Source organism: Bradyrhizobium canariense, assembly GCF_900105125.1.
Classification (GTDB): Bacteria; Pseudomonadota; Alphaproteobacteria; order Rhizobiales; family Xanthobacteraceae; genus Bradyrhizobium; species Bradyrhizobium canariense_A.
Genome location: NZ_LT629750.1, coordinates 3,725,135 through 3,748,618, shown reverse-complemented (window position 1 = coordinate 3,748,618; position 23,484 = coordinate 3,725,135). Strand labels below are relative to the sequence as shown.

General features: G+C 61.5%; 21 protein-coding genes and 1 pseudogene. 16 read left to right on the top strand and 6 right to left on the bottom strand.

Annotated elements, in window-relative coordinates; genetic code table 11:
* Positions 1 to 26: 26 nt before the first annotated feature.
* From BLV09_RS17980 to BLV09_RS17960, 5 genes are all read left to right on the top strand, one after another.
* Positions 27 to 275: a DUF4170 domain-containing protein gene (locus BLV09_RS17980; RefSeq protein WP_100383729.1), complete on the top strand. Its 249-nt coding sequence runs from the start codon at positions 27 to 29 to the stop codon at positions 273 to 275.
* Complete coding sequence (locus BLV09_RS17975) at positions 272 to 988, top strand: lysophospholipid acyltransferase family protein (RefSeq protein ID WP_100383728.1); 717 nt, start codon at positions 272 to 274, stop codon at positions 986 to 988. Before BLV09_RS17980 ends, BLV09_RS17975 begins: the two co-directional genes overlap by 4 nt.
* Positions 981 to 2,285, top strand: coding sequence for a 3-deoxy-D-manno-octulosonic acid transferase (locus BLV09_RS17970; RefSeq protein WP_146688294.1), 1,305 nt, complete (start codon positions 981 to 983; stop codon positions 2,283 to 2,285). Before BLV09_RS17975 ends, BLV09_RS17970 begins: the two co-directional genes overlap by 8 nt.
* Entirely contained in the window at positions 2,278 to 3,306 is a 1,029-nt protein-coding gene (lpxK, locus tag BLV09_RS17965; protein ID WP_146688293.1) for a tetraacyldisaccharide 4'-kinase, read from the top strand. The genes BLV09_RS17970 and lpxK overlap by 8 nt, the downstream gene beginning before the upstream one ends.
* 88 nt (positions 3,307 to 3,394) lie before the next feature.
* On the top strand, positions 3,395 to 5,059 hold the full coding sequence (locus BLV09_RS17960; protein WP_244549138.1) for a B12-binding domain-containing radical SAM protein: 1,665 nt from the start codon (positions 3,395 to 3,397) through the stop codon (positions 5,057 to 5,059).
* Between the two features lie 136 nt (positions 5,060 to 5,195).
* On the opposite strand, the gene BLV09_RS17955 is transcribed toward BLV09_RS17960, so the two are convergent.
* Both BLV09_RS17955 and BLV09_RS17950 read right to left on the bottom strand, forming a co-directional pair.
* Complete coding sequence (locus BLV09_RS17955) at positions 5,196 to 6,128, bottom strand: lipid A biosynthesis lauroyl acyltransferase (RefSeq protein ID WP_146688292.1); 933 nt, start codon at positions 6,126 to 6,128, stop codon at positions 5,196 to 5,198.
* Positions 6,129 to 6,209: 81 nt separating this feature from the next.
* Positions 6,210 to 6,431, bottom strand: a complete 222-nt coding sequence (locus tag BLV09_RS17950) for a DUF2093 domain-containing protein (protein ID WP_100383724.1) — start codon at positions 6,429 to 6,431, stop codon at positions 6,210 to 6,212.
* Between the two features lie 190 nt (positions 6,432 to 6,621).
* On the opposite strand from BLV09_RS17950, the gene BLV09_RS17945 reads away from it, so the two are divergent.
* A complete protein-coding gene (locus tag BLV09_RS17945) occupies positions 6,622 to 7,458 on the top strand; it encodes a dienelactone hydrolase family protein (protein ID WP_146688291.1) in 837 nt (278 codons plus the stop codon).
* Between the two features lie 7 nt (positions 7,459 to 7,465).
* On the opposite strand, the gene xseA is transcribed toward BLV09_RS17945, so the two are convergent.
* Positions 7,466 to 9,073, bottom strand: a complete 1,608-nt coding sequence (gene xseA / locus BLV09_RS17940) for an exodeoxyribonuclease VII large subunit (protein ID WP_146688290.1) — start codon at positions 9,071 to 9,073, stop codon at positions 7,466 to 7,468.
* Between the two features lie 148 nt (positions 9,074 to 9,221).
* Between xseA and BLV09_RS17935 the strand changes: the two genes are divergently transcribed.
* The 7 genes from BLV09_RS17935 to BLV09_RS17905 all read left to right on the top strand — a co-directional run bounded on the left by BLV09_RS17935 (position 9,222) and on the right by BLV09_RS17905 (position 17,130).
* Entirely contained in the window at positions 9,222 to 10,229 is a 1,008-nt protein-coding gene (locus tag BLV09_RS17935; RefSeq protein WP_100383721.1) for an alpha/beta hydrolase, read from the top strand.
* The gene (locus tag BLV09_RS17930) at positions 10,226 to 10,777 is read left to right on the top strand and encodes a hypothetical protein (RefSeq protein WP_146688289.1); all 552 of its coding nucleotides are present in this window, start codon (positions 10,226 to 10,228) and stop codon (positions 10,775 to 10,777) included. The genes BLV09_RS17935 and BLV09_RS17930 overlap by 4 nt, the downstream gene beginning before the upstream one ends.
* Before the next feature lie 3 nt (positions 10,778 to 10,780).
* Positions 10,781 to 11,086 carry a winged helix-turn-helix domain-containing protein gene (locus BLV09_RS17925; protein ID WP_146688288.1) on the top strand — a complete coding sequence of 102 codons (306 nt, stop codon included), beginning with the start codon at positions 10,781 to 10,783 and terminating at the stop codon, positions 11,084 to 11,086.
* A gap of 104 nt (positions 11,087 to 11,190) precedes the next feature.
* Positions 11,191 to 12,474, top strand: a complete 1,284-nt coding sequence (purD, locus tag BLV09_RS17920; protein WP_146688287.1) for a phosphoribosylamine--glycine ligase — start codon at positions 11,191 to 11,193, stop codon at positions 12,472 to 12,474.
* 133 nt (positions 12,475 to 12,607) lie between these two features.
* On the top strand, positions 12,608 to 15,880 hold the full coding sequence (locus BLV09_RS17915) for an adenylate/guanylate cyclase domain-containing protein (RefSeq protein ID WP_244549137.1): 3,273 nt from the start codon (positions 12,608 to 12,610) through the stop codon (positions 15,878 to 15,880).
* Between the two features lie 57 nt (positions 15,881 to 15,937).
* The gene (locus BLV09_RS17910) at positions 15,938 to 16,432 is read left to right on the top strand and encodes a hypothetical protein (RefSeq protein WP_244549136.1); all 495 of its coding nucleotides are present in this window, start codon (positions 15,938 to 15,940) and stop codon (positions 16,430 to 16,432) included.
* A 206-nt stretch (positions 16,433 to 16,638) separates the two neighbouring features.
* Positions 16,639 to 17,130 carry a class I SAM-dependent methyltransferase gene (locus BLV09_RS17905; protein WP_244549135.1) on the top strand — a complete coding sequence of 164 codons (492 nt, stop codon included), beginning with the start codon at positions 16,639 to 16,641 and terminating at the stop codon, positions 17,128 to 17,130.
* A 68-nt stretch (positions 17,131 to 17,198) separates the two neighbouring features.
* On the opposite strand, the pseudogene BLV09_RS17900 reads toward BLV09_RS17905, so the two are convergent.
* Together BLV09_RS17900 and BLV09_RS17895 are read right to left on the bottom strand one after the other, a co-directional pair.
* Positions 17,199 to 17,953 (bottom strand): annotated as a pseudogene (locus BLV09_RS17900) (IS5 family transposase).
* Between the two features lie 81 nt (positions 17,954 to 18,034).
* A complete protein-coding gene (locus BLV09_RS17895; protein ID WP_100383717.1) occupies positions 18,035 to 19,267 on the bottom strand; it encodes an acyl-CoA dehydrogenase family protein in 1,233 nt (410 codons plus the stop codon).
* Positions 19,268 to 19,509: 242 nt separating this feature from the next.
* On the opposite strand from BLV09_RS17895, the gene BLV09_RS17890 reads away from it, so the two are divergent.
* Positions 19,510 to 20,412 (top strand): alpha/beta fold hydrolase, encoded by a 903-nt coding sequence (locus BLV09_RS17890; RefSeq protein ID WP_146688284.1) that lies wholly within the window; start codon positions 19,510 to 19,512, stop codon positions 20,410 to 20,412.
* Between the two features lie 69 nt (positions 20,413 to 20,481).
* Here BLV09_RS17890 and BLV09_RS17885 read toward each other — a convergent pair whose 3' ends face one another.
* On the bottom strand, positions 20,482 to 21,705 hold the full coding sequence (locus tag BLV09_RS17885) for a polyhydroxyalkanoate depolymerase (RefSeq protein ID WP_146688283.1): 1,224 nt from the start codon (positions 21,703 to 21,705) through the stop codon (positions 20,482 to 20,484).
* A 192-nt stretch (positions 21,706 to 21,897) separates the two neighbouring features.
* On the opposite strand from BLV09_RS17885, the gene BLV09_RS17880 reads away from it, so the two are divergent.
* Together BLV09_RS17880 and BLV09_RS17875 are read left to right on the top strand one after the other, a co-directional pair.
* Positions 21,898 to 22,551, top strand: coding sequence for a glutathione S-transferase family protein (locus BLV09_RS17880; RefSeq protein WP_146688282.1), 654 nt, complete (start codon positions 21,898 to 21,900; stop codon positions 22,549 to 22,551).
* Between the two features lie 322 nt (positions 22,552 to 22,873).
* Entirely contained in the window at positions 22,874 to 23,308 is a 435-nt protein-coding gene (locus BLV09_RS17875; protein WP_100387145.1) for a cupin domain-containing protein, read from the top strand.
* Positions 23,309 to 23,484: the final 176 nt, after the last annotated feature.

Here is a 23,484-nt window from a genome sequence, read left to right as displayed (position 1 = left end):
CGGGCATCACGTTAGGAAAACGAATCATGCCAGATAGTGTCCAGCCGCAATTGCTTCATCTCGTGATCGGCGGCGAATTGACCGATCTAGAGCACGTCACGTTCAAGGATCTCGATCAGGTGGACATCGTCGGCGTATTCCCGAATTACGCCTCGGCCCTTGCGGCCTGGAAGGCGAAGGCCCAGCAGACCGTCGATAACGCCCAGATGCGCTATTTCGTGGTCCACCTCCACCGGCTGCTCGATCCGGGTCAAGACACAAAGCCCGGCCATTGAAAAAACTGCTTCGTAACGTGCTGCGCAGCAGCTGGCTTCAGCGTGCTGTGGGTTTACTCACGGCTGAATATCTGCGGCTGGTCTGGATAACCAACAAATTCAGTTTCGAGCCGGTTGACGTCTACCCGCGGGTCGAACCGGACATGCCGGCGATTTTCGCGTTCTGGCATGGCCAGCATTTCCTGACGCCGTTCATCAAGAACAAGGAGAGCTACCGCGCCAAGGTGCTGATTTCCCGGCACCGCGACGGCGAATTCAACGCGATCGCCGCCGAACGGCTCGGCATCGGCACCATCCGTGGCTCTGGCGATCACGGGTCGGCGTTTCACCGCAAGGGCGGCGTCGGAGCGTTCAAGGAAATGGTACGCGCGCTGGAAGACGGCTATAACGTCGCACTGACCGCCGACGTGCCGAAGCGTTCGCGCGTCGTGGGCCTTGGCATCATCATGCTGGCGCGGGAATCGGGACGGCCGATCATGCCCTTTGCGATGGCGACCAGTCGTTTCATCCGCCTGAAAAACTGGGATCGTACCACTATCAATCTGCCGTTCGGGCGAGGTGCTTTGGTGGGTATCGAAACGATCTGGGTGCCGCCGGACGCCGATGCCGGGGCCATGGAAAAAATCCGCGCCCATGTCGAATCGGTTTTGAACGAGGCGACCCGCCGGGCCTATGTGCAGATAGGCCGTCCGGAAGAGGCGGGTCATGGCTAGTTCGTTGCCGATGACGTTGCGTCTCTACCAGAGGTTGTCCGCGGCGGCGGTGCCGTTGGCGCCGGTGCTGATCCAGCGGCGGCTGAAACAGGGCAAGGAGGATCCCGCCCGAGTCAGTGAGCGCCGCGGCAAGAGTGGAGGGGTTCGGCCGAACGGACCGCTGGTCTGGATTCACGGCGCCAGCGTCGGCGAGGTGCTGGCGGCGGCGGCCCTGATCGAAAGGCTGCGCGCACTCAATATCCGGATCCTTCTGACGTCGGGCACCGTGACCTCGGCGGCGATCGTCGCCAAGCGTTTTCCCGCCGATATCATCCATCAATACGTGCCGTACGATTCCCCGCGTTATGTCGCGCGGTTTCTCGATCACTGGCGGCCTTCGCTGGCGCTCTTCATCGAGTCGGATCTGTGGCCCAATCTCATCCTGTCGAGTGCGGCGCGGCGTCTGCCGATGGTCCTGATCAACGGCCGGATGTCGCATCGCTCGTTCCCGCGCTGGCAGCGGGTGTCGGCCACGATTTCGGCCTTGCTCGGCAAGTTCGATATTTGCCTGGCCCAATCGCGGGCCGATGCACAGCGCTTCGCCGCACTGGGCTGCCGCAACGTTCTCACCACAGGCAATCTGAAACTCGATGTTCCGGCGCCGCCTGCCGACATGGCGAAGCTGGAGCGGCTGATGTCGGTGACGCGCGGACGTCCGATCATCGTCGCGGCCTCGACGCATCCCGGCGAAGAAGAGATCCTGCTCGAAGTGCATCGGACGCTTGCAGGGTACTTTCCATCGCTGCTGAGCGTGATCGTGCCGCGTCATCCGGATCGTGGCGAGGCGATCGCCCGCACCATCGAAGCCTCCGGCTTGCACGTGGCTTTACGCTCGCACGGAGACTTGCCGATCGCGACGACCGATATCTATGTCGCCGATACCATGGGCGAGTTGGGGCTGTTCTACCGCTTGGCGCCGATCGTGTTCATGGGGGGCTCGCTGGTTCGTCATGGCGGGCAGAACCCGATCGAGGCGATCAAGCTCGGCGCGTCGATCGTTCATGGCCCTCATGTTTTCAATTTCACCGACGTCTATGATGCGCTCGACAGCGCAGGTGGCGCCCGGCAAGCCGATACGCAGGAGGCGCTGGTGGAGCAGCTCGGCCAGCTATTGGACGACCCGGTGGCGCGCGAGACGTTGGTTGCAGCCTCCGAGCGCGTGGTCGAACAGCTCGGCGGTGCGCTGGAGCGCACGCTCGTGGCGCTCGAGCCATATCTGTTGCAGCTGCGGCTCGAAGCGGGAGCGGCCAGTGCGTGAGCCGGACTTCTGGTACCGGCCATCATCATGGGTATCGCATGTATTGACGCCGCTGGGCGCGATCTACGGCCTGGTCGCAGCGGCTCGTTTGCAGCGCCAAGGTTTCGACGCCGGCGTCCCCGTCCTCTGCGTCGGTAACTATCACGCCGGTGGCGCCGGCAAGACCCCGACGGTGCTGGCACTGACGAAGCTGCTGCGCGATCTCGGCGAGAGGCCGGTGGTGCTCAGCCGCGGCTATGGCGGCCGATTGCAGGGCCCGGTCAAGGTCGATCCCGAACGGCATGTCGCGGGCGATGTCGGTGACGAGCCGCTGATGCTGGCGATGACGGTTCCCGTGGTCGTGGCGCGTGATCGCGTTGGCGGCATCGCGTTGGCGCGCTCGCAGGGCGCCAGCGTGATTCTGATGGACGATGGGTTTCAGAACCCTGCGGTCGCCAAGGATGCATCGCTGATCGTGATCGACGGCGATCGTGGCCTCGGCAATGGCCGGGTATTTCCTGCCGGGCCCTTGCGTGCGCCATTGTCGCCGCAACTCGCCCGCACCGATGCGCTGATCGTCATCGGCGATGGAACCGCGGCTCGCGCGGTGGCGGCCGCCGTCGCGGCGCAAGCCAAGCCTGTGCTGCGCGCGCATTTGCAGCCGGATGCGGCCTCCGTAGCTTTGCTCGTCGGCAAACGCGTGCTGGCCTTTGCCGGCATCGGCGATCCCCACAGGTTTTTCAGGACGCTGCGCGGTTGCGGGATCGAAGTGGTCCGGGAGCGCGTTTTCGCCGATCATCACCCGTTTTCGCCCGGCGAGATCGGAACATTGATCGCGGAAGCGGAGCGCGACGGCTTGATATTGGTGACGACGGAAAAGGATCTGGTGCGGCTGCGTGGCGGCGCGGAGGTTTCCGATCGGGCCCGCGACATTTTGGCGTTCGCGGTGACGCTTGAATTCGAGGACGGCGCGCAGTTGCGGAAATTCGTGACGGACCGGTTGTTTCAGGCCCGTCAGAAGAAGTTTCGGCGGGACGACTAGGTTGAACTGTTGGGGACGCTCCCTCGAAGGGAACCCTTGAGTCCCGACAAACTGCGTGACACTCTGCCACGAACCTCCGGAGAGTCACATGACGGTTCCCTGCCGTGTGCTAATGGTTTATCCGAAGTTCATTCCGAACTCGTTCTGGAATTATACGGAAGCTTGCGAACTGGTCGGCGCGAAGTATCCGGCCGCGCCACTAGGCTTGATCACCGTCGCCGCCATGCTGCCGAAGCATTGGGACATCCGTCTCGTCAACCGTAACACCGAGCCTTTAACGGACGCGGACCTCGACTGGGCCGATCTCGTGATGATCGGCGGCATGCTCAATCAGCAGCCCGATTTCATCTACCTGATCGATCTCGCGCACCTGCACGGCAAGCCGGTCTGTGTCGGCGGGCCTGACGTTTCTTCCAGCCCGCATCTTTACGCGGACGCGGACTTCCAGGTGATCGGCGAGGCCGAGCAAATCATCGAGCACTTCATCGCCGCCTGGGAAAGCGGCGAGCGCAAGGGCGTGTTCATCGCCGAGAAATTCAAGATCGACGTGACGCTAAGCCCGATGCCCCGCTACGATCTGATTAAGTTCGATCACTATCTCTTCATCGGCGTGCAATATTCGCGTGGCTGCCCATTCACCTGTGAGTTCTGCGATATTATCGAGCTGTATGGTCGCGTGCCGCGCACCAAGACCAACGATCAGATTCTCGCCGAGCTGCAAGCGCTCTACGATCACGGTTATCGCGGGCACGTCGATTTCGTCGACGACAATTTCATCGGCAACAAGAAAAACCTCCGCACGCTACTGCCGCGGCTGAAAGACTGGCTGCAAGAGCGCGACTATCCGTTCGAGTTCTCGACCGAAGCCTCGATCAATATCGCAGATGACGACGAGCTGTTGCAGGCGATGAAGGACGCGAACTTCTTCGCGATTTTCGTCGGCATCGAGAGCCCGGATCCAGAGACGCTCGTGCAGATGAAGAAGAAGCAGAATACCCGGCGCAACATCGCAGAGTGCATCCACAAGATTTACCACTACGGCATGTTCGTTACCGCCGGTTTCATCGTCGGGTTCGATACCGAGAAGGTTTCGATGGGACAGGCGATGATCGACTTCATCGAGGAGACGAACATTCCGGTTTGCATGGTTGGACTACTCTATGCGCTGCCTGGCACACAGCTGACGCGGCGGCTAGCCAAGGAGGGCCGCCTGCACCAGGGCCATGACCTCATGAAGGTCGAGCAAGCGGGCGACCAATGCACGCTCGGCTGCAATTTCGACACCAAGCGTCCGCTTCGTGACATCCTTGAGGATTACAAGGCCGTGCTCGGGCACGTGTTCAGCCCGACGGCATACGCGGGACGGCTGTCTCGGCTTGCCGTCATGTTCGACCGCTCTGGCCGCCGTCGCGACCTGCCAGATGGCGACATGCGCAAGAGGCTTGGCGGCATCGACAGCGTACACCAGATCATGCGGGCGCTTCCGGAGGTTCGCGAGCCGTTCTGGAAGGTCTTCGTCGAAGTCGCTAAGACCAATCCAGGCGCGCTGCGTTACATCGTGATGCTGATGGCGCTGTATCTGCACCTCGGGCCGTTCTCGAAGCGCGTGATCAGTGAGATTGACCGCCGCATTGCCGAGCTGGACGGTGTGCCTCAGGTGAGGGCCACGGAGTCGTCTGCTCGCGCTCGTCCGGTGAAGGCCACGGGCAATAATAACCCAAGTGACGAGCAAGTTTCGGCTGTGAACCCATAAAGATGCAGTCGAATAAACGGCAAGGTCCGCTATTGCTCCGATCGTTGCTTGGCGAATCACCTTCGGGCGGTTGATGGATCGCTTCGCGGAATACTGGATCATCCGCTTTGCTCGTCCGGGCTACGAGGTGGAGCGTTTACCGCCAGCGGCGGTGTAGCCACAGCCACTGATCGGGATATTCGCGGATCCAGCCCTCGATCACCGACGTGACCGCCTGCATCGTTCCCTGAATGTCGATTTGCCCGGTGGCGTCGCGGAGCGGCTTCACTTCTTCCGACAGTTCGCCACGAAAGCGGTCTCCGGGGAGGCGGACGATGCGTACGCCATGAACTGGGCACTCGATCTGCCGCAGCAGCCGGGCCAGCGTCGGATTGGCCCTGGTCTTGCGGCCGAAGAAAGTAACCTCGACACCGTTGGTCAGATACTGGTCGACCAGCATCCCGACGTGCTGACCGTTTTTCAGGGCCTCCGCAAGTTTTAAGGGCGCGTCACGGCCAGCCGGAATCAGCGTGCCCATTTTTACGGCGCGCATATCCTGGATGATACGGTCGGCCGACGCGATGTTGGGCCGGCGATACAGAATCGCGGTGTCCAGCCCGTGCACGACGGCAGCCAGCGCCGGAAGTTCCCAGTTGGCGAGATGGCTTGCAAAGATCAGCGCCGGTTTGCCGTCGAGCCGCAGCTGCGTGAACAATTCGTAGGAGCGCGTATCGATTTCGATCCGGCTATCCTCGGAACGCGCGGGATCGTGCTCCCAGATATGATCGATATGCGCGAATTCGGCGCCGACGCGACCGAGATTGTCCCAGACGCCTGCGAGAATGGCCTCGATCTCTTCGGGCGATTTCTCCGGGAAGGCGGCGGTCAGATTGGCACGACCTATCTTTTGCTCCCGCATCATGGGCCCGATCGAGCGCGCGATCCGGCCGAACAGGTTGGCGGTCTTGATCGGATCGAAATAGCGCGCGGCACGCAGTATTCCGATCGTTAATGCCCCCACCGCGGCCTGGCCCAGCGGCCTGGTCGCATCGCGAAGTCGGGCCCTGGCACGAAGCAGCAGACGTTGCATCAAAAACCAAACGACGATCTTGCCGAATACTTGTTGGCCATCACCCGACCAGATCCGGTCGGATCATGATCCACTTTAACCCTACGCCTTCAGGGCGCCGGGATAGTGCCGCTGCAACACCGCGCTCGGGATGGCGTACGCCTCTTGCAGATCGACGCTCCAGTATTTCAACTCGTCGAGCGGAATCCGTGCGTCGGTCACCGCGCAACGCACATAGGTTCCCGGCGAGATCACCCGGAAGTCGCCATCGAGATACTGGACCTGCGCTTCGCCGTGACCCGAAGGGCCGAATTTATTCAGCACCGTTGAACTCCGATTAGCCCCCGGTCGTTCGGACCGGACTGAATGTTAAACAATGTAACTCTATCATAAATAGGTCTTGATGTCCGCCCGTCAAACCCACCGATTTGTGATGAATTGCCGACTTGGCACATGGTACCGTTTTGCGATGGAGCGCTGTATTTCCAGCACCATAATGGCCCGGCAAACCCGAATGCGCCTTCTGTCAGCAGTCACATTCCTGACGCTATTCGCCGTGGCTTCTGCCGTGCAGGCGGCGCCGTTGCCTTCACCGCATGAGGTCGACATTCCCTCGGGCAATGAGGTGCTGCACGCGCAGCTCTATAAGCCCGATGGCGACGGCCCGTTTCCTGCTGTCATCGCGCTGCATGGCTGCGGCGGATTGGCCGGCCGTTCCGAGCCGGTGCTGCCGCGCTATCGCGATTGGGCCGAGCAATTGCTGAAGGCGGGCAAAGCCGTGCTGCTGCCGGACAGCTATGGTTCGCGCGAACTCGGTCCGCAATGCCGCGTCAAGGAACGTCATGTGCTCGCCCGCCGCGAACGGGTGGCGGATATCCTGGCATCCCGGCAATGGCTGGTGCAGCAGCCTTGGGCCGCACATGATCGCATCAGCCTGTTGGGATGGGCCAATGGCGCGAGCGCGCTGTTGTGGGCGGTGCGTCCGCAACTCTCGTCACGCAGCGTCGAGCCGGATTTCCGCTCGGCGATCGCGTTTTATCCGGACTGCCGCATCTCGGCTGGCCTTGGCTGGAGCGCCCGCGTGCCGACGCTGGTGCTGATCGGCGCCAAGGATGATGTCAGTTCGCCGCCGGCCTGCCGCCAGATGATCGACGGCGCGCGCGGGCGCAGCGCACTGGTGCATATCGTGGTCTATCCCGGCGCCTATCATGATTTCGACCGCGCGAATTTTCCGATTCACGCGCTGGCCGGAACCTCGGACGCTGCTGCGCCCGAACGCGGCCATCTCGGCACCGATCCCGAGGCGCGCACCGACTCGCAGAAGCGCGTCGCCGAATGGCTGGCGAGATAAGCGGTTTCTAGAACAGGCTGCCCTGGCCAACCGGTTTGACGGCGCGCCTGGGCGCGGCCGGCTTGGGTTCGCTCGCAACAGGCTTGGCGGGGAGCGCCGCGGCCCGATCCGCGTCCGCCGTGGCGCCAACACGTCCGTCGGCAAATTCGATCGAGAGATACGCGCCCGGTCCGACCTCTGCGGCGGCGTGCAGGGCTGCTCCTTGCTCATCACGCACCAGCGCGAAGCCGCGTGCCAGCACGCTGCGATACGACAGCGCGGCCAGCAGCTGGCCGGAATGCACGACACGCGCTTGTTGGCGCTGCATGGCGGTTGCAAGCGCACGGCGCGCACGCTCGGCCAGACGCAGCGCCCGTTCGCGGTCACGCGCGATGGCCTGGCGCTGCGCCTTGGCGTTGGAGAGTTTTGAGGCCTTCAGCCGGATCTCTATCCCCGCATAGCGGTCCCTGCGAATTCGCAGCAGCGATCGCGCCGAGTGCATCATGCGCTCGCCGGATACTGTCAGCCGCTGCCTGGCCTGTGCGACTTGCCCGCGCAGCACCCGCACGGTGAGGCGTGCGCTGCTGGCGGCGAAGCGGCGGAAATGGGCGTGGGTATTGGCTTTCAGGGCGCGGGGCAGGGCGCTTGCGGCGCCATCGAGCCGCTGGCGCGGGATCGCGAGCAATTCGCCGGCCGCAGGAAGCGCGCGCGCCGCGGCACGCAACTCGTTGCGGCGGCTTTCCTGGCTGCGTTGCCAGCAAATCACGACGCGTCGCGCCAGCGTCGAGACCTCGACGAACAATTCGCTGCGCACCGGCACCGCCATTTCGGCGGCGGCCGTCGGTGTCGGCGCGCGCTTGTCGGCGGCGAAATCGATCAGCGTGATATCGGTCTCGTGTCCGACCGCGGAGATCAGTGGAATCATGCTGTCGGCGGCGGCGCGGACCACGATCTCCTCGTTGAACGACCAGAGATCCTCCAGCGAACCACCGCCGCGCGCGACGATCAGAACATCGGGCCGCGGAATCCTGCCCTGCTCGGGCAGCGCATTGAAGCCGCGGATCGCGGCCGCAATCTGTTCGGCCGAGCCTTCGCCCTGCACCCGCACCGGCCACACCAGCACGCGGCGCGGAAAGCGATCTTCCAGCCGATGCAGGATGTCGCGGATCACTGCGCCGGTGGGCGAGGTGACGACGCCGATCACTTCCGGCAGCCAGGGCAATAGCTGCTTGCGCGCCTCGTCGAACAGGCCCTCGGCACCGAGCTTGCGCTTGCGCTCTTCCATCAGCGCCATCAGCGCGCCGATACCGGCCGGCTCGATCGCCTCGATCACGATCTGGTATTTCGACGAGCCGGGATAGGTCGTGAGCTTGCCGGTGGCGATGACCTCGAGGCCTTCCTGCGGCTTGAAGCGCATCCGGCCGTGGACGCCTTTCCAGATCACCGCTTCGATCTTGGCGCTCTCGTCCTTCAGCGCGAAATAGCAATGCCCGGAGGAGTGCGGCCCGCGAAAGCCGGAGATCTCGCCGCGCACCCGCACATGCCCATAGGCGTCCTCCACCGTCCGCTTCAGCGCGGAGGACAGTTCAGAGACGGTAAATTCGGGCGCGTTGATCAGGGTTTCGGCTGCGGTCATCTCGGGCGATCGAATCGGCCTTTTTGGGTTCGCGCACAAGGTAAGGATTTCAATTGTCACCGCAAATCGAGCATTGCCAATCCATATACTCTGTGATATAGAGTACTCTGTTATTATATGAAAATGACAGTCTCATGAGGAGAAAGTCATGCCGAAATCGCTGATAGTTGGGTCGTTCAGGGTACTGAAATGGCTGCTGTGCGGGATTGGTGTCATCGCCGTGCTGCTCGGCGCCTTGGTCGCCGCGCCGCTCACGCCGCCTCCGCCGCTGGCCTCAATTTCGGAAACAGCGCGCACCGTGGACCGCAGCACCATGCCCGGTCTCGAGCATTTCCAGGCCCGGGACGGCACCGGAATCGGTTACCGCCACTATCCGGCGCGTGGGACGGCACTCGGACGTGTCGCGATTCTCGTTCACGGTTCCTCCGGGTCGAGCGCGAGCATTCATGCGCTGGCTGATGCTTTGGCCGCGCGCGGGGTGGAAACCTTTGCGATCGATATCCGCGGTCACGGCGCCTCCGGGGCGCGGGGCGATATCGGCTATGTCGGCCAGCTCGAGGATGATCTCGCCGACTTTGTCGCCGTCGTCCGCAAGACCAATCCAACCGCGCCGCTGACGTTGATCGGTCACTCTGCTGGCGGCGGTTTTGCGCTGCGGGTGGCGGCCTCGCCAATTCAAGGCTTGTTCGCGCGCACCGTGCTGCTCGCGCCTTATCTCGGCTACAAGGCGCCGACCAACCGGCCGAACTCGGGCGGCTGGGCCAGCGCCGATATTCCGCGCATTATCGCGCTCGCGGCGCTGCGCAACGTCGGCATTACCTGCTGCGACGCGCTGCCCGCGCTTGCCTTCGCCGTGCCGCCGAATTCCGAAAAATTCCTGACGCCGATCTACTCCGCGCGGCTGATGCGCAATTTCGGTACGCATTGGGATTATCGAAGCGATCTGGCCGCAGCCACCCGGCCGCTTACGATCTTTTCGGGCGCCGATGATGAGTTGATGATCGCGGATAAATATGCCGAAGCGGTAAGCGGAACGGCGTCGCCGGTTGACGTGAGGCTGATCGCCGGCGTCAATCATATGGGCATCGTCGGCGCGCCGGCAGCGGTTTCGGCCATTGCCGACGATGTCGCAACGCGCTCATGGGGGCAATCGTGATCGACAGTCAGCAGGCCTTCGAGGCGCTCTCCGAGATCGACGAGATCGTCCGCCGCGTCCGGCAATCGCGGATCTACGATCTCGGCAGCCGGATCATGATCCTGTGGGGCGCGCTGGTTTTCGCCGCCAATATCGCGACCTATCTCGGGCCCCGCCATGGCGGCTATATCTGGATCGCCGTCAATGTGGTGGGGGTTATCTGCACGTTGGTGATCATCGCTTCCGGTTATTCCGGAACCGGCGTGCGCAGGTTCGATTTCCGGATGCTGGTGGCGTACCTGTTGTTTTTCGCGTTCGGTCATTTCTGCTCGACGCTGCTTGGTCACTACACGCCGCGCCAGCAGGGGGCGTTCTGGACCATCTATTTCATGCTGTTCTATTCGATTGCCGGGCTGTGGTTCGGCTATGCCTTTGTCGCGATCGGCCTTGGCATCAGTGCGCTGACGCTGATCGGCTATTTCTATATCGGTGAGGGGTTTCCGCTGTGGATGGCTTTCGTCAATGGCGGCGGGCTCATCCTCGGCGGGCTCTGGATGCGCCGGGCATAACCGATGGCTGAACTGGACGACATCATCCACCAGCCGTTGCGGCTGAAAATCATGGCGGCGCTGAACGCGATGCCTGCCGCCGCCGGACTGGAATTTGCAAAACTGAAGAAGCTGACCGGCGCCACCGACGGCAATCTCGGCGCGCATATCGAAACGCTTTCGAAGGCCGGCTATGTTGCGGTCGAAAAGGCCTTTGTCGGCAAAAAGCCGCAGACCACGGTGACCGCGACAGCGGCCGGGCGCGGCGCTTTCGCCCGCCATGTCGCAACGCTGCAGGAAATCATCGCAGCCTCGGCGCGGCAGCCCTGATCGCACATATCCACATCCGGTCGGAGACGCCTTTTTGCAGGGCGCTGACGCCGTGCTAAAGCCTGCACCTCGTCACGTGGCAACCATCGGTCTGGCCGTATCTCATGCATATTCTTCTGCTCGGTTCCGGCGGACGTGAACACGCTTTGGCGTGGAAGATCGCGGCTTCCCCGCTGGTAACAAAGCTCTGGTGTGCGCCCGGCAATGCCGGCATTGCCCGGGAAGCCGAATGCGTGGCGCTCGATATCGCCGACCATGCCGCGGTGATCGATTTTTGCCAACGCAATGCGGTGGATTTGGTCGTGGTCGGCCCGGAGACGCCGCTCGCGGCCGGGATCGTCGATGATCTCGCGAGCGCCGGCATCAAGGCCTTTGGGCCGAGCAAGCAGGCCTCGCAGCTCGAGGGCTCCAAGGGTTTCACCAAGGATCTCTGCGCCGAATTTGGCATTCCGACCGGAGCCTATCGCCGTTTCACCAATGCCGCCGAGGCGCTGGTCTATGTGCGCGCGCAAGGCGCGCCGATCGTGGTCAAGGCCGACGGGCTTGCGGCGGGCAAGGGCGTGGTCGTCGCGCAAACCTTGCGCGAGGCCGAAGACGCCATCGCGGTGATGTTCGAGGGCGCGTTCGGCGCGGCCGGCGCGGAGGTCGTGATCGAGGAATTTTTGTCCGGCCGCGAGATCAGTTTCTTCGCCTTGTGCGATGGCGAGACCGCGATCGCGCTGGCCTCGGCGCAGGACCACAAGCGCGTGTTCGATCACGACCAGGGACCGAACACCGGCGGCATGGGCGCCTATTCGCCGACGCCGTTCGTGACGGTGGAAGTCCATGACCAGATCATGGCCCAGATCATTCGCCCCACCGTCGCCGGCATGAAGAGCCGCGGCATGCCGTTTCGCGGCGTGCTCTATGCCGGCGTGATGCTGACGCCGCAGGGACCGAAACTGTTCGAATACAATGTCCGCTTCGGCGATCCGGAATGCCAGGTGCTGATGCTGCGGATGATGTCGGACATCGTGCCGGCATTTCTGGCCTCATGCGACGAGCAGTTAAAAAACTTTGATCTGCGCTGGTACCCGGAATCGGCATTGACCGTGGTGATGGCCGCAAAGGGCTATCCCGGCGACTACAAGAAGGGCACGCGGATCGGCGGGCTCGATGAGGCCGCCAAGATCGAGGGCGTCGAGATCTTCCACGCCGGCACGACATCAAAGGACGGAAGCATTTTCGCCAATGGCGGGCGGGTGCTGAACGTCTGCGCGCTGGGCAAGAATATCACCGAAGCGCAGCGGCTGGCCTATGAAGCCGTCGACCGTATTCAATGGCCGGACGGGTTCTGTCGCCGCGACATCGGCTGGCAGGCGGTCGAGGCGGAGCGCGACCGCCGCTAAGACAGATTGCCGACATCGGGGGGCTAATCACGGCCGGCAACACGCGCCCGTCTTATTCGCGCTAAATTCGCCCCAATCGGACCAGGACCGTAATTGTCCGGCGCCTCGTTGGAATTGTACGACAGGCCCGGCTATGATCGTCGGCGAGTCGAATTGGAGGTCAAAAGGGCTGGCCATGCAGTGCGCGCAATGCGAGAGCCAAAACAAGGCCGGCAACGACTATTGCGAGAATTGCGGCGCGCCGCTTGGAATAAAGTGTAACGCCTGCAGCCATATCAATGGACCCGCTAGCCATTTTTGCGGTCAATGCGGCTCGGCGCTGGCAGCGAAACCGTCAAGTGCGGATCCATTTCCGCAGCGCCTGCTGCGCTCGCTCAGCATCAAAGGCGGTGAACGCAAAAGCCTTACGGTGCTTTTTGCAGACATCCGGAATTCGACAAGCTTGATCGATAGCCTGGGCGATCCGGAGTTGGCGATGCAGCGTCTTGAGCCGGTGCTCAACCTCATGAAGGATGCCGTTCATCGCTATGACGGCATCGTCAACAAGATACAGGGCGACGGCGTCATGGCGCTTTTCGGCGCGCCGCGGCCTCATGAGGATCACGCCGTTCGTGGCTGCCTGGCGGCGCTGGCGATGCAGGACTCGGTCGCAAGGCTTGCCGACCCAAGCTTGCAAATCCGTGTCGGCCTGCATACCGGCGAAGTCGTCGTCCAGACCATAGAAAACAGTATCTATCAAACCTACGACGCTGCCGGCGCGAACGTCCATCTCGCAAATCGACTGGAGCAGATGGCGGAAGAGGGCTCCATCCTCATCAGCAAGGCTACCTATGCTGGTGCCAGACAATTCGTCGAGGTCGTGCCGCTCGGTACGCAAGTCATTCGCGGCATTGCGGCGCCCGTGGAGACGTTTAAGCTCACGGGATTGCTTAACGCTCCTGCCAGCGACGTCTTCCGTCGTGGCCGGCGTTTGACGCCAATGATTGGGCGCAGCGATGAACGTGCAGCCCTTGAACTCGAACTCGCAAACACGATCAAGGGCGATGGCCGTGTGGTCGGCGTCGTCGGCGAAGCAGGAATTGGCAAGAGCCGACTGTGTTTTGAGTTTGCTGAAGATTGCCGGCGGCAAGGCATTCGCGTTTATGAGGGGCGCGTACTTGCCCATGGGCGTGCCACCCCGTTCCAGCCAGTGCTGGAATTGTTGCGCGACGTCTTCGGCATCCGGGTAAAGGACCCCGTGGGGGTGTCGCGCCGCAAGGTCATAGACCGGTTCGCGTCGATCGCGTCCTCCGAGCAGGCGCTGCTTTTGTTGCTGGAATTTCTGGGTCTCGGTGACCCAGAGCGTCCCGCGCCAAAGCTGGACCCGAGGGCGCTGAAAATTCAGCTGCTCGATGTGGTGAGGACGCTTGCACAATCAGGTCCTGACGACAGGGCGACGGTCGTGCTCATCGAGGATTTGCATTGGATTGACGCGGCGAGCGAAGAGTTCGTAGAGGCGCTGGCGGACGCCGTCGTCGGGACCGCCACCCTTCTCATCGTCAATTTCCGGCCGGGCTTTGCCGCATCCTTCACGCAACGATCGCACTACCATCAGATTGTCATGCCTCCTCTCGCAGCGGCAGACGCGCACGAATTGCTGAGAGAGCAATTCGGCGATGACCCTTCATTGGCCTTACTAAGTCAGAATATTATCGAGCGAGCGCAAGGCAATCCGTTCTTTCTCGAGGAGCTCGTCAATACGATTGCGGAACGCGGCGATTTCGAGGGTGAGAGAGGTGCTTATCGCCTGAAAGGCGGGATCGACAGAATTCCGCTGCCCGCGACCGTCCAGGCCGTCGTCGCGGCGCGCATCGACCACCTTGAGGAAATCGCCAAACAGGTGCTCGAAACCGCCGCCGTAATCGGGCGATTGGTTGCCATCTCGGTCTTGAAGCCCGTCGCGGCGTTGCCCAATGACGAGCTGCTCGAGGCGATATCCCGGCTCAGACATGCGGAGCTTCTGTACGACCTGCCGCCATACGACCAGGGGGGATTGCTTGCGTTTCGTCATCCGCTGATCCAGGAGGTGGCTTACGCGATGCAGTTGCGGTCGCGCCTCGTCGTGCTGCACGCAGCCGTCGCCAGGGTGATCGAGGCTTTCGATTGGGGAAAGCTCGACGAATTCGCAGCGCTTCTCGCCTACCACTATGAAGCCGCAGGCCAAACCCTCGAAGCCGTTACCCACCTGCAGCGTGCGGCTCAATGGATCGGCAGGACGAACTCCGCCGAAGCGCTGAAGAGCTGGAAAAGGATCCGGGGGTTGCTGCAAGACCTGCCCGGCTCGGAGCACAATAATCGGTTGCGGGCTATGGCAAGCGGTCAGATCCTGAATTTCGGCTGGCGCGAGGGCATGTCTGCCGAAGAGGTGAAGCCTTATGCCGAGGAGGCGCTCACCTACGCGCGCGTCGCAGACAGGATGAATGAGCCGATATTGCTCGGTGCATACGGCCGGATCCTGGCGGCGACCGCGGCGGCCGATGACTACGTCCATCTTGCGCAGGATGCCGTGAAGCTGACGTTCGGCGAAGGAGACGTGGGGCGCTTTGCGACAGTCAACGCCATGCTCAGCCAGGCATTCTTCATGTCCGGCCGCCTCAATGAGGCGCTCGACGCCGGCGAAGTTGCGCTGGCGGCAATCAGGGAACAGGGCGGTTTCGAGAACAAGGTTACGCTGGGCCTCAATCCCAATCAGATCCTCGGGTTCGACGTTGAACACTGGATCAAGTGCCTCAGAACCAGAATCCTGGTTCGGCTTGGCCGATTTCGCGAAGCCGAGCAAAGGCTTGCTGAAGTGCTGCAAGCGGTCCCGGAGCGTGTTGCCGCCGTGGTGCAATTCATCCCCCATTTTGCGTCGGTGGAGATGGCCTGGGGGGTCGGCAATCCTGGCCTGGCTAAGCCGCACGCCGCAAAGGTAGCCGAACTGGCCGAGCAATCTGGAACACCCTATTTGCGCGTCGCGGCGATGTTCAGCGCTGGGCTGGCAAAGGCGGCTGCCGGCGAATTCAGCGAGGGCGCGCGTGAGCTTCGAGAAGCGATTGATTTTGCCCGCAACGCACGGGCGGGGCTCGAATTTGAGGCGCGCATGCTGGCCGATTTCGCGGATGCGACCTATCGCGCCGGCGATCTCGATGCCGCTTTGGAGGCAGTCGACGAGGCCATTGCCGTCGCCAGACGGCGAACCGATCGAATTGCGGAGCTTCATGCGACGTTGTTACGCGGCCTTATTCTGGCCACTGCCGACGATGCGCAACAGCAAGAAATTGGCGAGCTAATCCAACATGCCGAAATGTTATTGAATGTATCTGGCGCGGCTTTTTTTGAGCCGCGGCTAATCCAGCTTCGATCACAGCTTGAACGGCTCAGGTGATGTAGGCAGAATGCCTGGCGTTTTCAGTGACAATTTCAAAACAAGGAGGGTCTTTCGATGGGAAGAGCGATTAACGACGGCACCACTTCTGATGTCCTCGCTAAATTGAATAAGCGATTTGCGCCCGAACAACTCGACGAGATGGTCTCGCTGCAGAAGGAGTTCAAGATCTTCTCGAACAAGCACAGCCTGCGACAATCCTTTGCTCTCCTAGGCATTGTGCCGGACGACCAGGCGGAGCGGCCACGTTGGTTCAACTTCCTGGACAAGCTTCACACCTACAAATCCGATCTGGCGGGCGTTAAGGGCGACGATCAGGTTATCAATGCGCTGGCGGCTGCTTTTGAAGCCAAAAAGCCGTTGCCGGTATTTTTCCGTGTTCATCTGGCGTCCGAGGATGATCGGATAACCGTGACCAGAGGACAGCCGGTGCTTTTCTCTCATATCGAGTACTCCATTATTTCGATCCCCGTGACGCCCGCAGCGGTGGCTCGACAGCACGCCGCCGAAACCGCACGGAAACGGCGTGTGGAAAAAAAGAGCAAGAAATGACTGTCTCCGGGGAAGGCAGCCGCACAAGCACTGCGCTTGGCGGCGCTGACCTTGGACGCGTCCATTCCGACGTCGAGGCCTACTATAGCGCGCGGGTCGCAAAATATGGCGCCACCCCGCTGGGGGTGGATTGGTCATGCCAGGCTACCCAAAGCCTCCGCTTCGTTCAGCTCCTGAAGATTTGCGATTTCTCGACAAGTTTCGCATTGAATGACGTCGGCTGCGGTTATGGCGCGCTTTGCGCGTTCCTCGCCATGCGTCACCCCGAATCCGAGATCGATTATCGCGGCGTGGATCTTTCGCGCGCCATGATCAGCCGGGCGCGTCGACGCTTCTCTGGTCCCAACCGTCGCTTTGTCGTCGGAAAAGCCAGTTCGCGGGTCGCGGACTACTCGGTTGCGAGCGGCATCATGAACGTCACTGTTGGTCATTCCCGCGCGGTTTGGGAAGATTTTATCGCGGCGACGCTAAGGGACATGCGGCGTACCAGTCGGCGAGGATTCAGCGTCAATTTCATAAGCGATATGACGCCAGTCGATCAGCGCTCGGCTAGTCTCTACTATACGAGCGCCGAGTCGTGGATCAGCTATTGCGAACGCGAGCTTGGCTGTTCCGTCGAGACAATCGACGATTATGGGATGAGGGAGTTTACGTTGCTCGTCCATTGCAATCAGGATTTGGTCGACCGTCAGTCATAACTCCCGGGATTAAGTCGGCGTCTTCGTCGGGCTAAGGGCATTTCACTCGCCCTAGGCTGAATCGACATTCAGCGTGTCCAGACCATAGCACTTGCGAGATGGATGAAGGCGAGGAAGTGAACCGCTCTGCGGTCGTAGCGGGTTGCGACGCGGCGGAAGTGCTTGAGCTTGTTGAAGCAGCGTTCGATGCGATTTCGCAGTCGATAGAGTGCCGGATCGTAGCTGTGGGGATGCTTGCGCGTAGGGTTTGGCGGGATCACCGCTGCGGCGCCGGTCGCTTCGATAGCCTCGCGCAAGGCGCGACTGTCATAGGCGCGATCGGCAATGACGTATTGGCCAGCGGAGCCTTTGATGAGAGCCTCGGCCTGCGTAACGTCACCGCTCTGGCCAGGCGTGAGGATAAAGCGCAGCGGCCGGCCAAGCGCATCGGCGAGCATGTGGATTTTGGTGGTCAATCCTCCTCGGGAACGCCCCAAAGCCTGGTTTTGGTCCCCCCTTTTCCGGTCGCGGCCTGCTGGTGGGCACGAACCAGGGTGGTATCGAGCATCAGATATTCGTTCTTGTGATCTTTGATGAGAGCCTCGAACATGCGCTCCCACACGCCATTCTTTGCCCAACGGGCGAAGCGCGTGTGCACGCTTTTCCACTTGCCATATCGAGGTGGCAGGTCGTGCCAATGCGCGCCGGAGCGCAAGACCCACAGAACAGCATTGACGAATAGGCGGTTGTCGGCACCGGTTCGACCAGGATCGCCGGCCTTGCCGGGCAAAAGCTCTGCGATCAGCCGCCACTGTGCCTCGGTAAGTTCATATCGCTTGACCATGCCTTATGCTCCGAATCAATTGATCCGGAACACAAGGAATCATCGCTAATCCGAACTGTGAATCCTGAATGTAGATTGGTCCTAGAGCAAATCGCCGCCTGCCGCCGAGGCCGTGGTGCCGTGTTCGCGGAACGCCTTGATGACGTTGCGGCCGACCCGCCATTTGTGCACTTCGTCGGGACCGTCGACCAGCCGCTGCGAGCGCACCTGCGTGTACCATTTCGCCAGCGGCGTATCCTGGCTGTAGCCAAGCGCACCATGCAACTGGATCGCGGTGTCGATCACCTTGTGGACCATATGGGCGAGATACACCTTGGCAATGGAATTCTCCTGCCGCAGGTCCAGGCCCTTTTCCGCCTTGTAGGCAATGTGCAGCAGCATCAGCCGCCCGATGTAGAGCTCGCTGGCGCATTCGGCGAGCATGAACTGCACCGCCTGCCGGTCGGCCAGCAGCACGCCGAAGGTCGAGCGCTTGGTCACATGCGCAGTCGCCATGTCGAGCGCGCGCTGGGCTTTGGCGATATTATGCATACCGTGGCGTAAGCGGCCGTAGGCCAGGCGATGCTGGCCCATGTTGAAGCCGTTGCCTTCGCCGCCGAGCAGATTGTCCGCGGGCACCTTGAGATCCCTGATCTCGATTTCGGAGTGGCCGCCGCGCAGCACATCCTCATGTGGGCCTTCGATCGCCATGTTCTTCACGTTGCGCTTGATGTTGTAACCCGGGTTCGGCAATTCCACGATGAAGGTTGAAAACTGTTTGTGGCGCGGCGCGTCCGGATCGGTCTTCGCCATGACCAGTGCGATGTCGGCGACGCTGGCGGAAGACGAGAACCACTTCTCGCCGTTGAGGATATAATTTTCGTTGCCGTCCTTGACCGCGCGGGTCTGCATGCCGGTGGCATCCGCGCCGGAGGCTTTTTCCGTCATCGAGAAGCAGACGCGTTTTTCGCCGTTGAGGATCGGCTTGAGGAATTTTTCCTTCTGATATTCGGTGCCGTGCGCCAGGATCGTCATCATCGAGGCGTCGTCGGGGCCTTGCGTATTCATCGACAGTGCGCCCAGCGAACTTTCGCCGAGCTCCATCTGCACCAGCGCGTTGGCCAGCGGACCAAGACCCATGCCGCCATATTCCTTGGGGATGAACGGGCACCACAGGCCTTGCGCGCGGGCTTTTGCCCTGAGCTTGCCGAGCACCTCGTCGAGCGGCTTTTCGTCCAGCTCCTTCTCCGCGGGGATGCATTCGTCGTGCACCCATTTGCGGACCCTCTCGCGGATCGCCTTGGCCTCGGCCGGAATCTCGAAATCGATCGACATGGCATTTCCTCGCTGTGGTTTGCTTTTTGCGTTGATGGCAAAGTCATAGCGTGAATTTGCCGGTCGCGTACATACCGGTGAAATTCCGTTGAGCGGTCGTACCCCGCGCAAGCGCGTATCCAGTATACCGCAGCGCCTGTTGTGGATGACGCTGGTGGTGTTTACTGGATCATCCGCTAGAGCCTGTCACCGGGTAGCCCCTCGCGCTGACCCGTTGGTGGATGATGATATGGGTGCCAGCGATGCCTGATCTTGCTGATTTGTTTCCCGGCTACGAATCCAAGTGGATCAACACCAAATCCGGGCGCATTTTCGCCCGTGTCGGTGGCAAGGGGCCACCGTTGCTGCTGCTGCACGGATTCTCGTCGACGCATGTGATGTGGCATCAGGTGGCGCCGCAGCTTGCGGACAAGTTCACGCTGATCATCGCCGACCTGCCGGGCTATGGCTGGTCGGACATGCCGGAAAGTGACGACAATCACACGCCCTACACCAAGCGCGCGATGGCGCAGGCGATGGTCGAAGCCATGGAGCAGTTGGGTTACGTGCATTTCGCGCTCGCCGGGCATGATCGCGGCGGCCGTGTGTCCTATCGCCTGGCGCTCGATCATCCCGGACGGCTGTCCAAATTGGCGGTGCTGGATATTCTACCGACCTATAATTATTGGGAGCGGATGAACCGCTTATATGCGCTCAAAATCTATCACTGGACTTTTCTGGCGCAGCCGGCCCCGTTTCCGGAAACACTGATCGGCGGCAATCCGGATTTCTTCCTCAAGAAGAAGATGGCGAGCCAGACCAAGTCGAAGACGCTCAATGAAATCGATCCGCGTGCGCTCGAGCACTACCTCGCACCGTTCCGCGATCCCAGCCGCGTGCATGCGATGTGCGAGGATTACCGCGCCGGCGCCTATGCCGACTATGACATCGACAAAGCCGATCACGACGCCGGCAACAAGATCACGATCCCGATGCTGGCACTGTGGGGCGACGTCGGCATCGCCAGTGCTGCGGCGACGCCGCTCGATACCTGGAAGACCTGGGCGACCAACGTCACGGGTTCGCCGGTCGATTCCGGGCATTTTCTCACCGAGGAAAATCCCGACGTGACCGCGAAGAAGCTGAAGGAGTTTTTTCTCGGCTGATTTGTCGCGCGCGCCGCGCGATCACCGAAGCGCGCTCCTTCTCTTGAGAGGAGAGGGGGCCGGCTCAGCTCACGAATTGACGTGCACGAAGTCCCGCAGCAGCGGATAGATCTCGTTGTTCCAGCGCTTGCCGCTGAACACGCCGTAATGGCCGACGCCGGCCTGCATGTGATGCACCTTGCGATAGGCGCGGACGCCGGTGCAGAGATCCTGCGCTGCCAGTGTCTGACCGATCGAGCAGATATCGTCCTTCTCGCCTTCGACCGTCATCAGCCCCATGCGCTTGATCGAAGCCGGGTTCACCGGCCGGCCGCGCCAGGTCAGCTTGCCCAGCGGCAGCAGATGTTCCTGAAACACGTCGCGAATGGTCTCGATGTAAAACTCCGCCGGCAGATCCATCACGGCGAAATATTCGTCGTAGAAGGTCTTGATGGTTTCGGCCTTCTCCTTCTCGCCCTTGGCGAGATGATCGGCGAGATCGACGTGCTGCTTGATGTGGCGCTCGAGGTTCATCGACACGAACGCGGTGAGCTGAATGAATCCGGGATAGACCTGCCGGAACGCGCCCTTGCACTGAAACGGCACGAAATTGATCAGATTGTCCTCGAACCATTGCAGCGGCTTGCTCTTGGCGAAATCATTGACCTTGGTCGGCTGAATTCTGGTGTCGATCGGCCCGGCCATCAGCGTCAGCGTCGCCGGCCGCGCCGGGTGATTGTCCTCCGACATGATCGCCGCGGCGGAGAGCGCCGACACCGACGGCTGGCAGATCGCGACCATGTGGGCGCGCGGGCCAAGCTGGTCCAGGAACGTGATGAGGTGCTCGGTATATTCGTCGAGACCGAACTTGCCCTGGTCGAGCGGAATGTCGCGGGGGTTGTGCCAGTCGGTGATGTAGACGTCGTGATCCTGCAGCAGTGTTTTCACGGTGCCGCGCAACAGCGTCGCGAAGTGGCCGGACATCGGCGCTACCAGCAGCATGCGCGGCTGTTCCGGCGCGTTTTGTTTCTTGAAATGCAACAGCGAACCGAACGGTGTGGCGTAGGCGACTTCCTCGGTCACCTCCAATTCGCGGTTGCCGACCAGCACCTTGTCGATGCCATAGGGAGGGCGCGTATAGGTCAGTGAAGAGCGCGAGATCAGCTCGAGCGCCGCCGAAAGCCGGCCGAACAGCTTGTCGGAGACGCCTTGCGGAACGAGATTGAGATATTTCAGCGCCGCCGCGGCCCCGGTCCGCCACGGTGCGGTCAAGTCCATGTGGTTCTGATAGGCTTGATACATCATCGACTTCATCCGGATCCGCCCCTGCGCTCTGTTGCCATGCAATATCGGAGCCAAAGCGGAGTCAAATCGCCTCGGAAACTGGCACGTCGCTTGCTGCTTAAAATGCGTGAAGCACAAACGATGGGCAGCTCACAGCGAACGCTTCGCGAGAAGCGATCACTCGGAGGCCCGGCAAGCGTTCAGGTGTAAGGGGAAGGCCATATGGCGAAAGCGACTCTGACCATCAGCAGCAAGAATTACTCGTCATGGTCGCTGCGCGGCTGGCTTCTGACCAAATTTTCGGGGCTCGAATTCGACGAAATCATCACTTCGCCCGACGATGCTTCGGCGCGGGCTGAAATCCTGCTGCTGTCGTCGTCGATTCTGGTTCCGTGCCTGCGGCACGACGGCGCCACCATCTGGGATACGCTGGCGATCGCCGAATATCTCAACGAGACCATGCCGCATGCCGGCCTGCTGCCGGCAGATCGCATCCTGCGGGCGCATTGCCGTTCGATTTGCGGGGAGATCCACTCGGGCTTTACGACGCTGCGCGCCTCGCTGCCGGTCAACCTGAAAGGCCATTTCCCGAACTTCAAGATCTGGTCGCGCGCGCAAGCCGACATCGACCGGGTCTGCACCATCTGGCGCGAGTGCCTGGCCAAATCCGGCGGCCCGTTCCTGTTCGGCGAACGCAGTATGGCGGACGCCATGTATGCGCCGGTGGTGACGCGCTTTACGACCTATGATGTGAAGCTGGAGCCGAAGCTTAAGGCCTACGCCAGCATGATCATGGCGATGCCCGAGATGCAGGAATGGATCGAAGCCGCCAAGGCCGAGCCCGCCGAGATCGAAGAGCTTGAGGTTGAATATTAGGCAGTGCAAGCGCGCCGATGCCTGTTTGAAGGGCTTAAGCATCGGGCAGGCTTTGCTTAACTTGATGCCATCCAAAGCTCGGTAGTAGCTGCGCGGCTGAGCCGGTGACGATGCACCAAAATCAGCTCGTCCTAAATTTCGAATGGCGCCCAGAGGCTTCGCCATGGTCGCGATGGCGATCGGCCAAATCGCAGCTCTGCAGCGCGGCTGGCGCGATTTTCGCATAGCACAATGAAGCTGCGAACACGTCGATCCGCGCTGCCAAAAAATTGGACGTCAGCGATTGTCGCGATTTGCATGAATGGGAACAGTGGAGGCCTCGATGAACCAGCACGCTGTCGTCAACACATTCTCCCACGTCAAACCCGGCGATACCGAATTCACGGGAGGGGGCCTGCGCGACTTCTTCCTGTATCGCGATCTCGGCATCGCGGCCGCGACCGGCGGCCAGGTGATCTGCCATCTGGTCAAGGCCAATCCTGACATGCCGCCGGAAGACGGTACCGGCTGGCATCGCCACGATTGCGACTTCCAGATCGTGATCATGACCAAGGGCTGGGCGCGCTTCATGTACGAAGACAAGCCGACCCTGGTGCAGGCCGGCGACGTCGTGCATCAGCGGCCAGGGATCGTGCACTATCTGTACGATTACTCCCCGGACATGGAATACCTCGAAATCGTCAGTCCGGCCGACTTCAAGACCGTCGATATGCCACCGGCAACCGACAAGGTGCCCCCCGTAACACCTTGGAAGTAGCCCACGATGTCATCGCCCGAGGAATTAACGTTTGTCCTCGGCCGCTGGCTGCTGCCGATTGTTCACGTGCTGGATGTCGTGCGTCGTGTGCGACCGGCGCCGACATCTAGCCGTGAACATCGGCGTACGGGGGTCGCCAGCCGATTCGGGCGCGGTTTGTTCCATTAGCGTTCCGA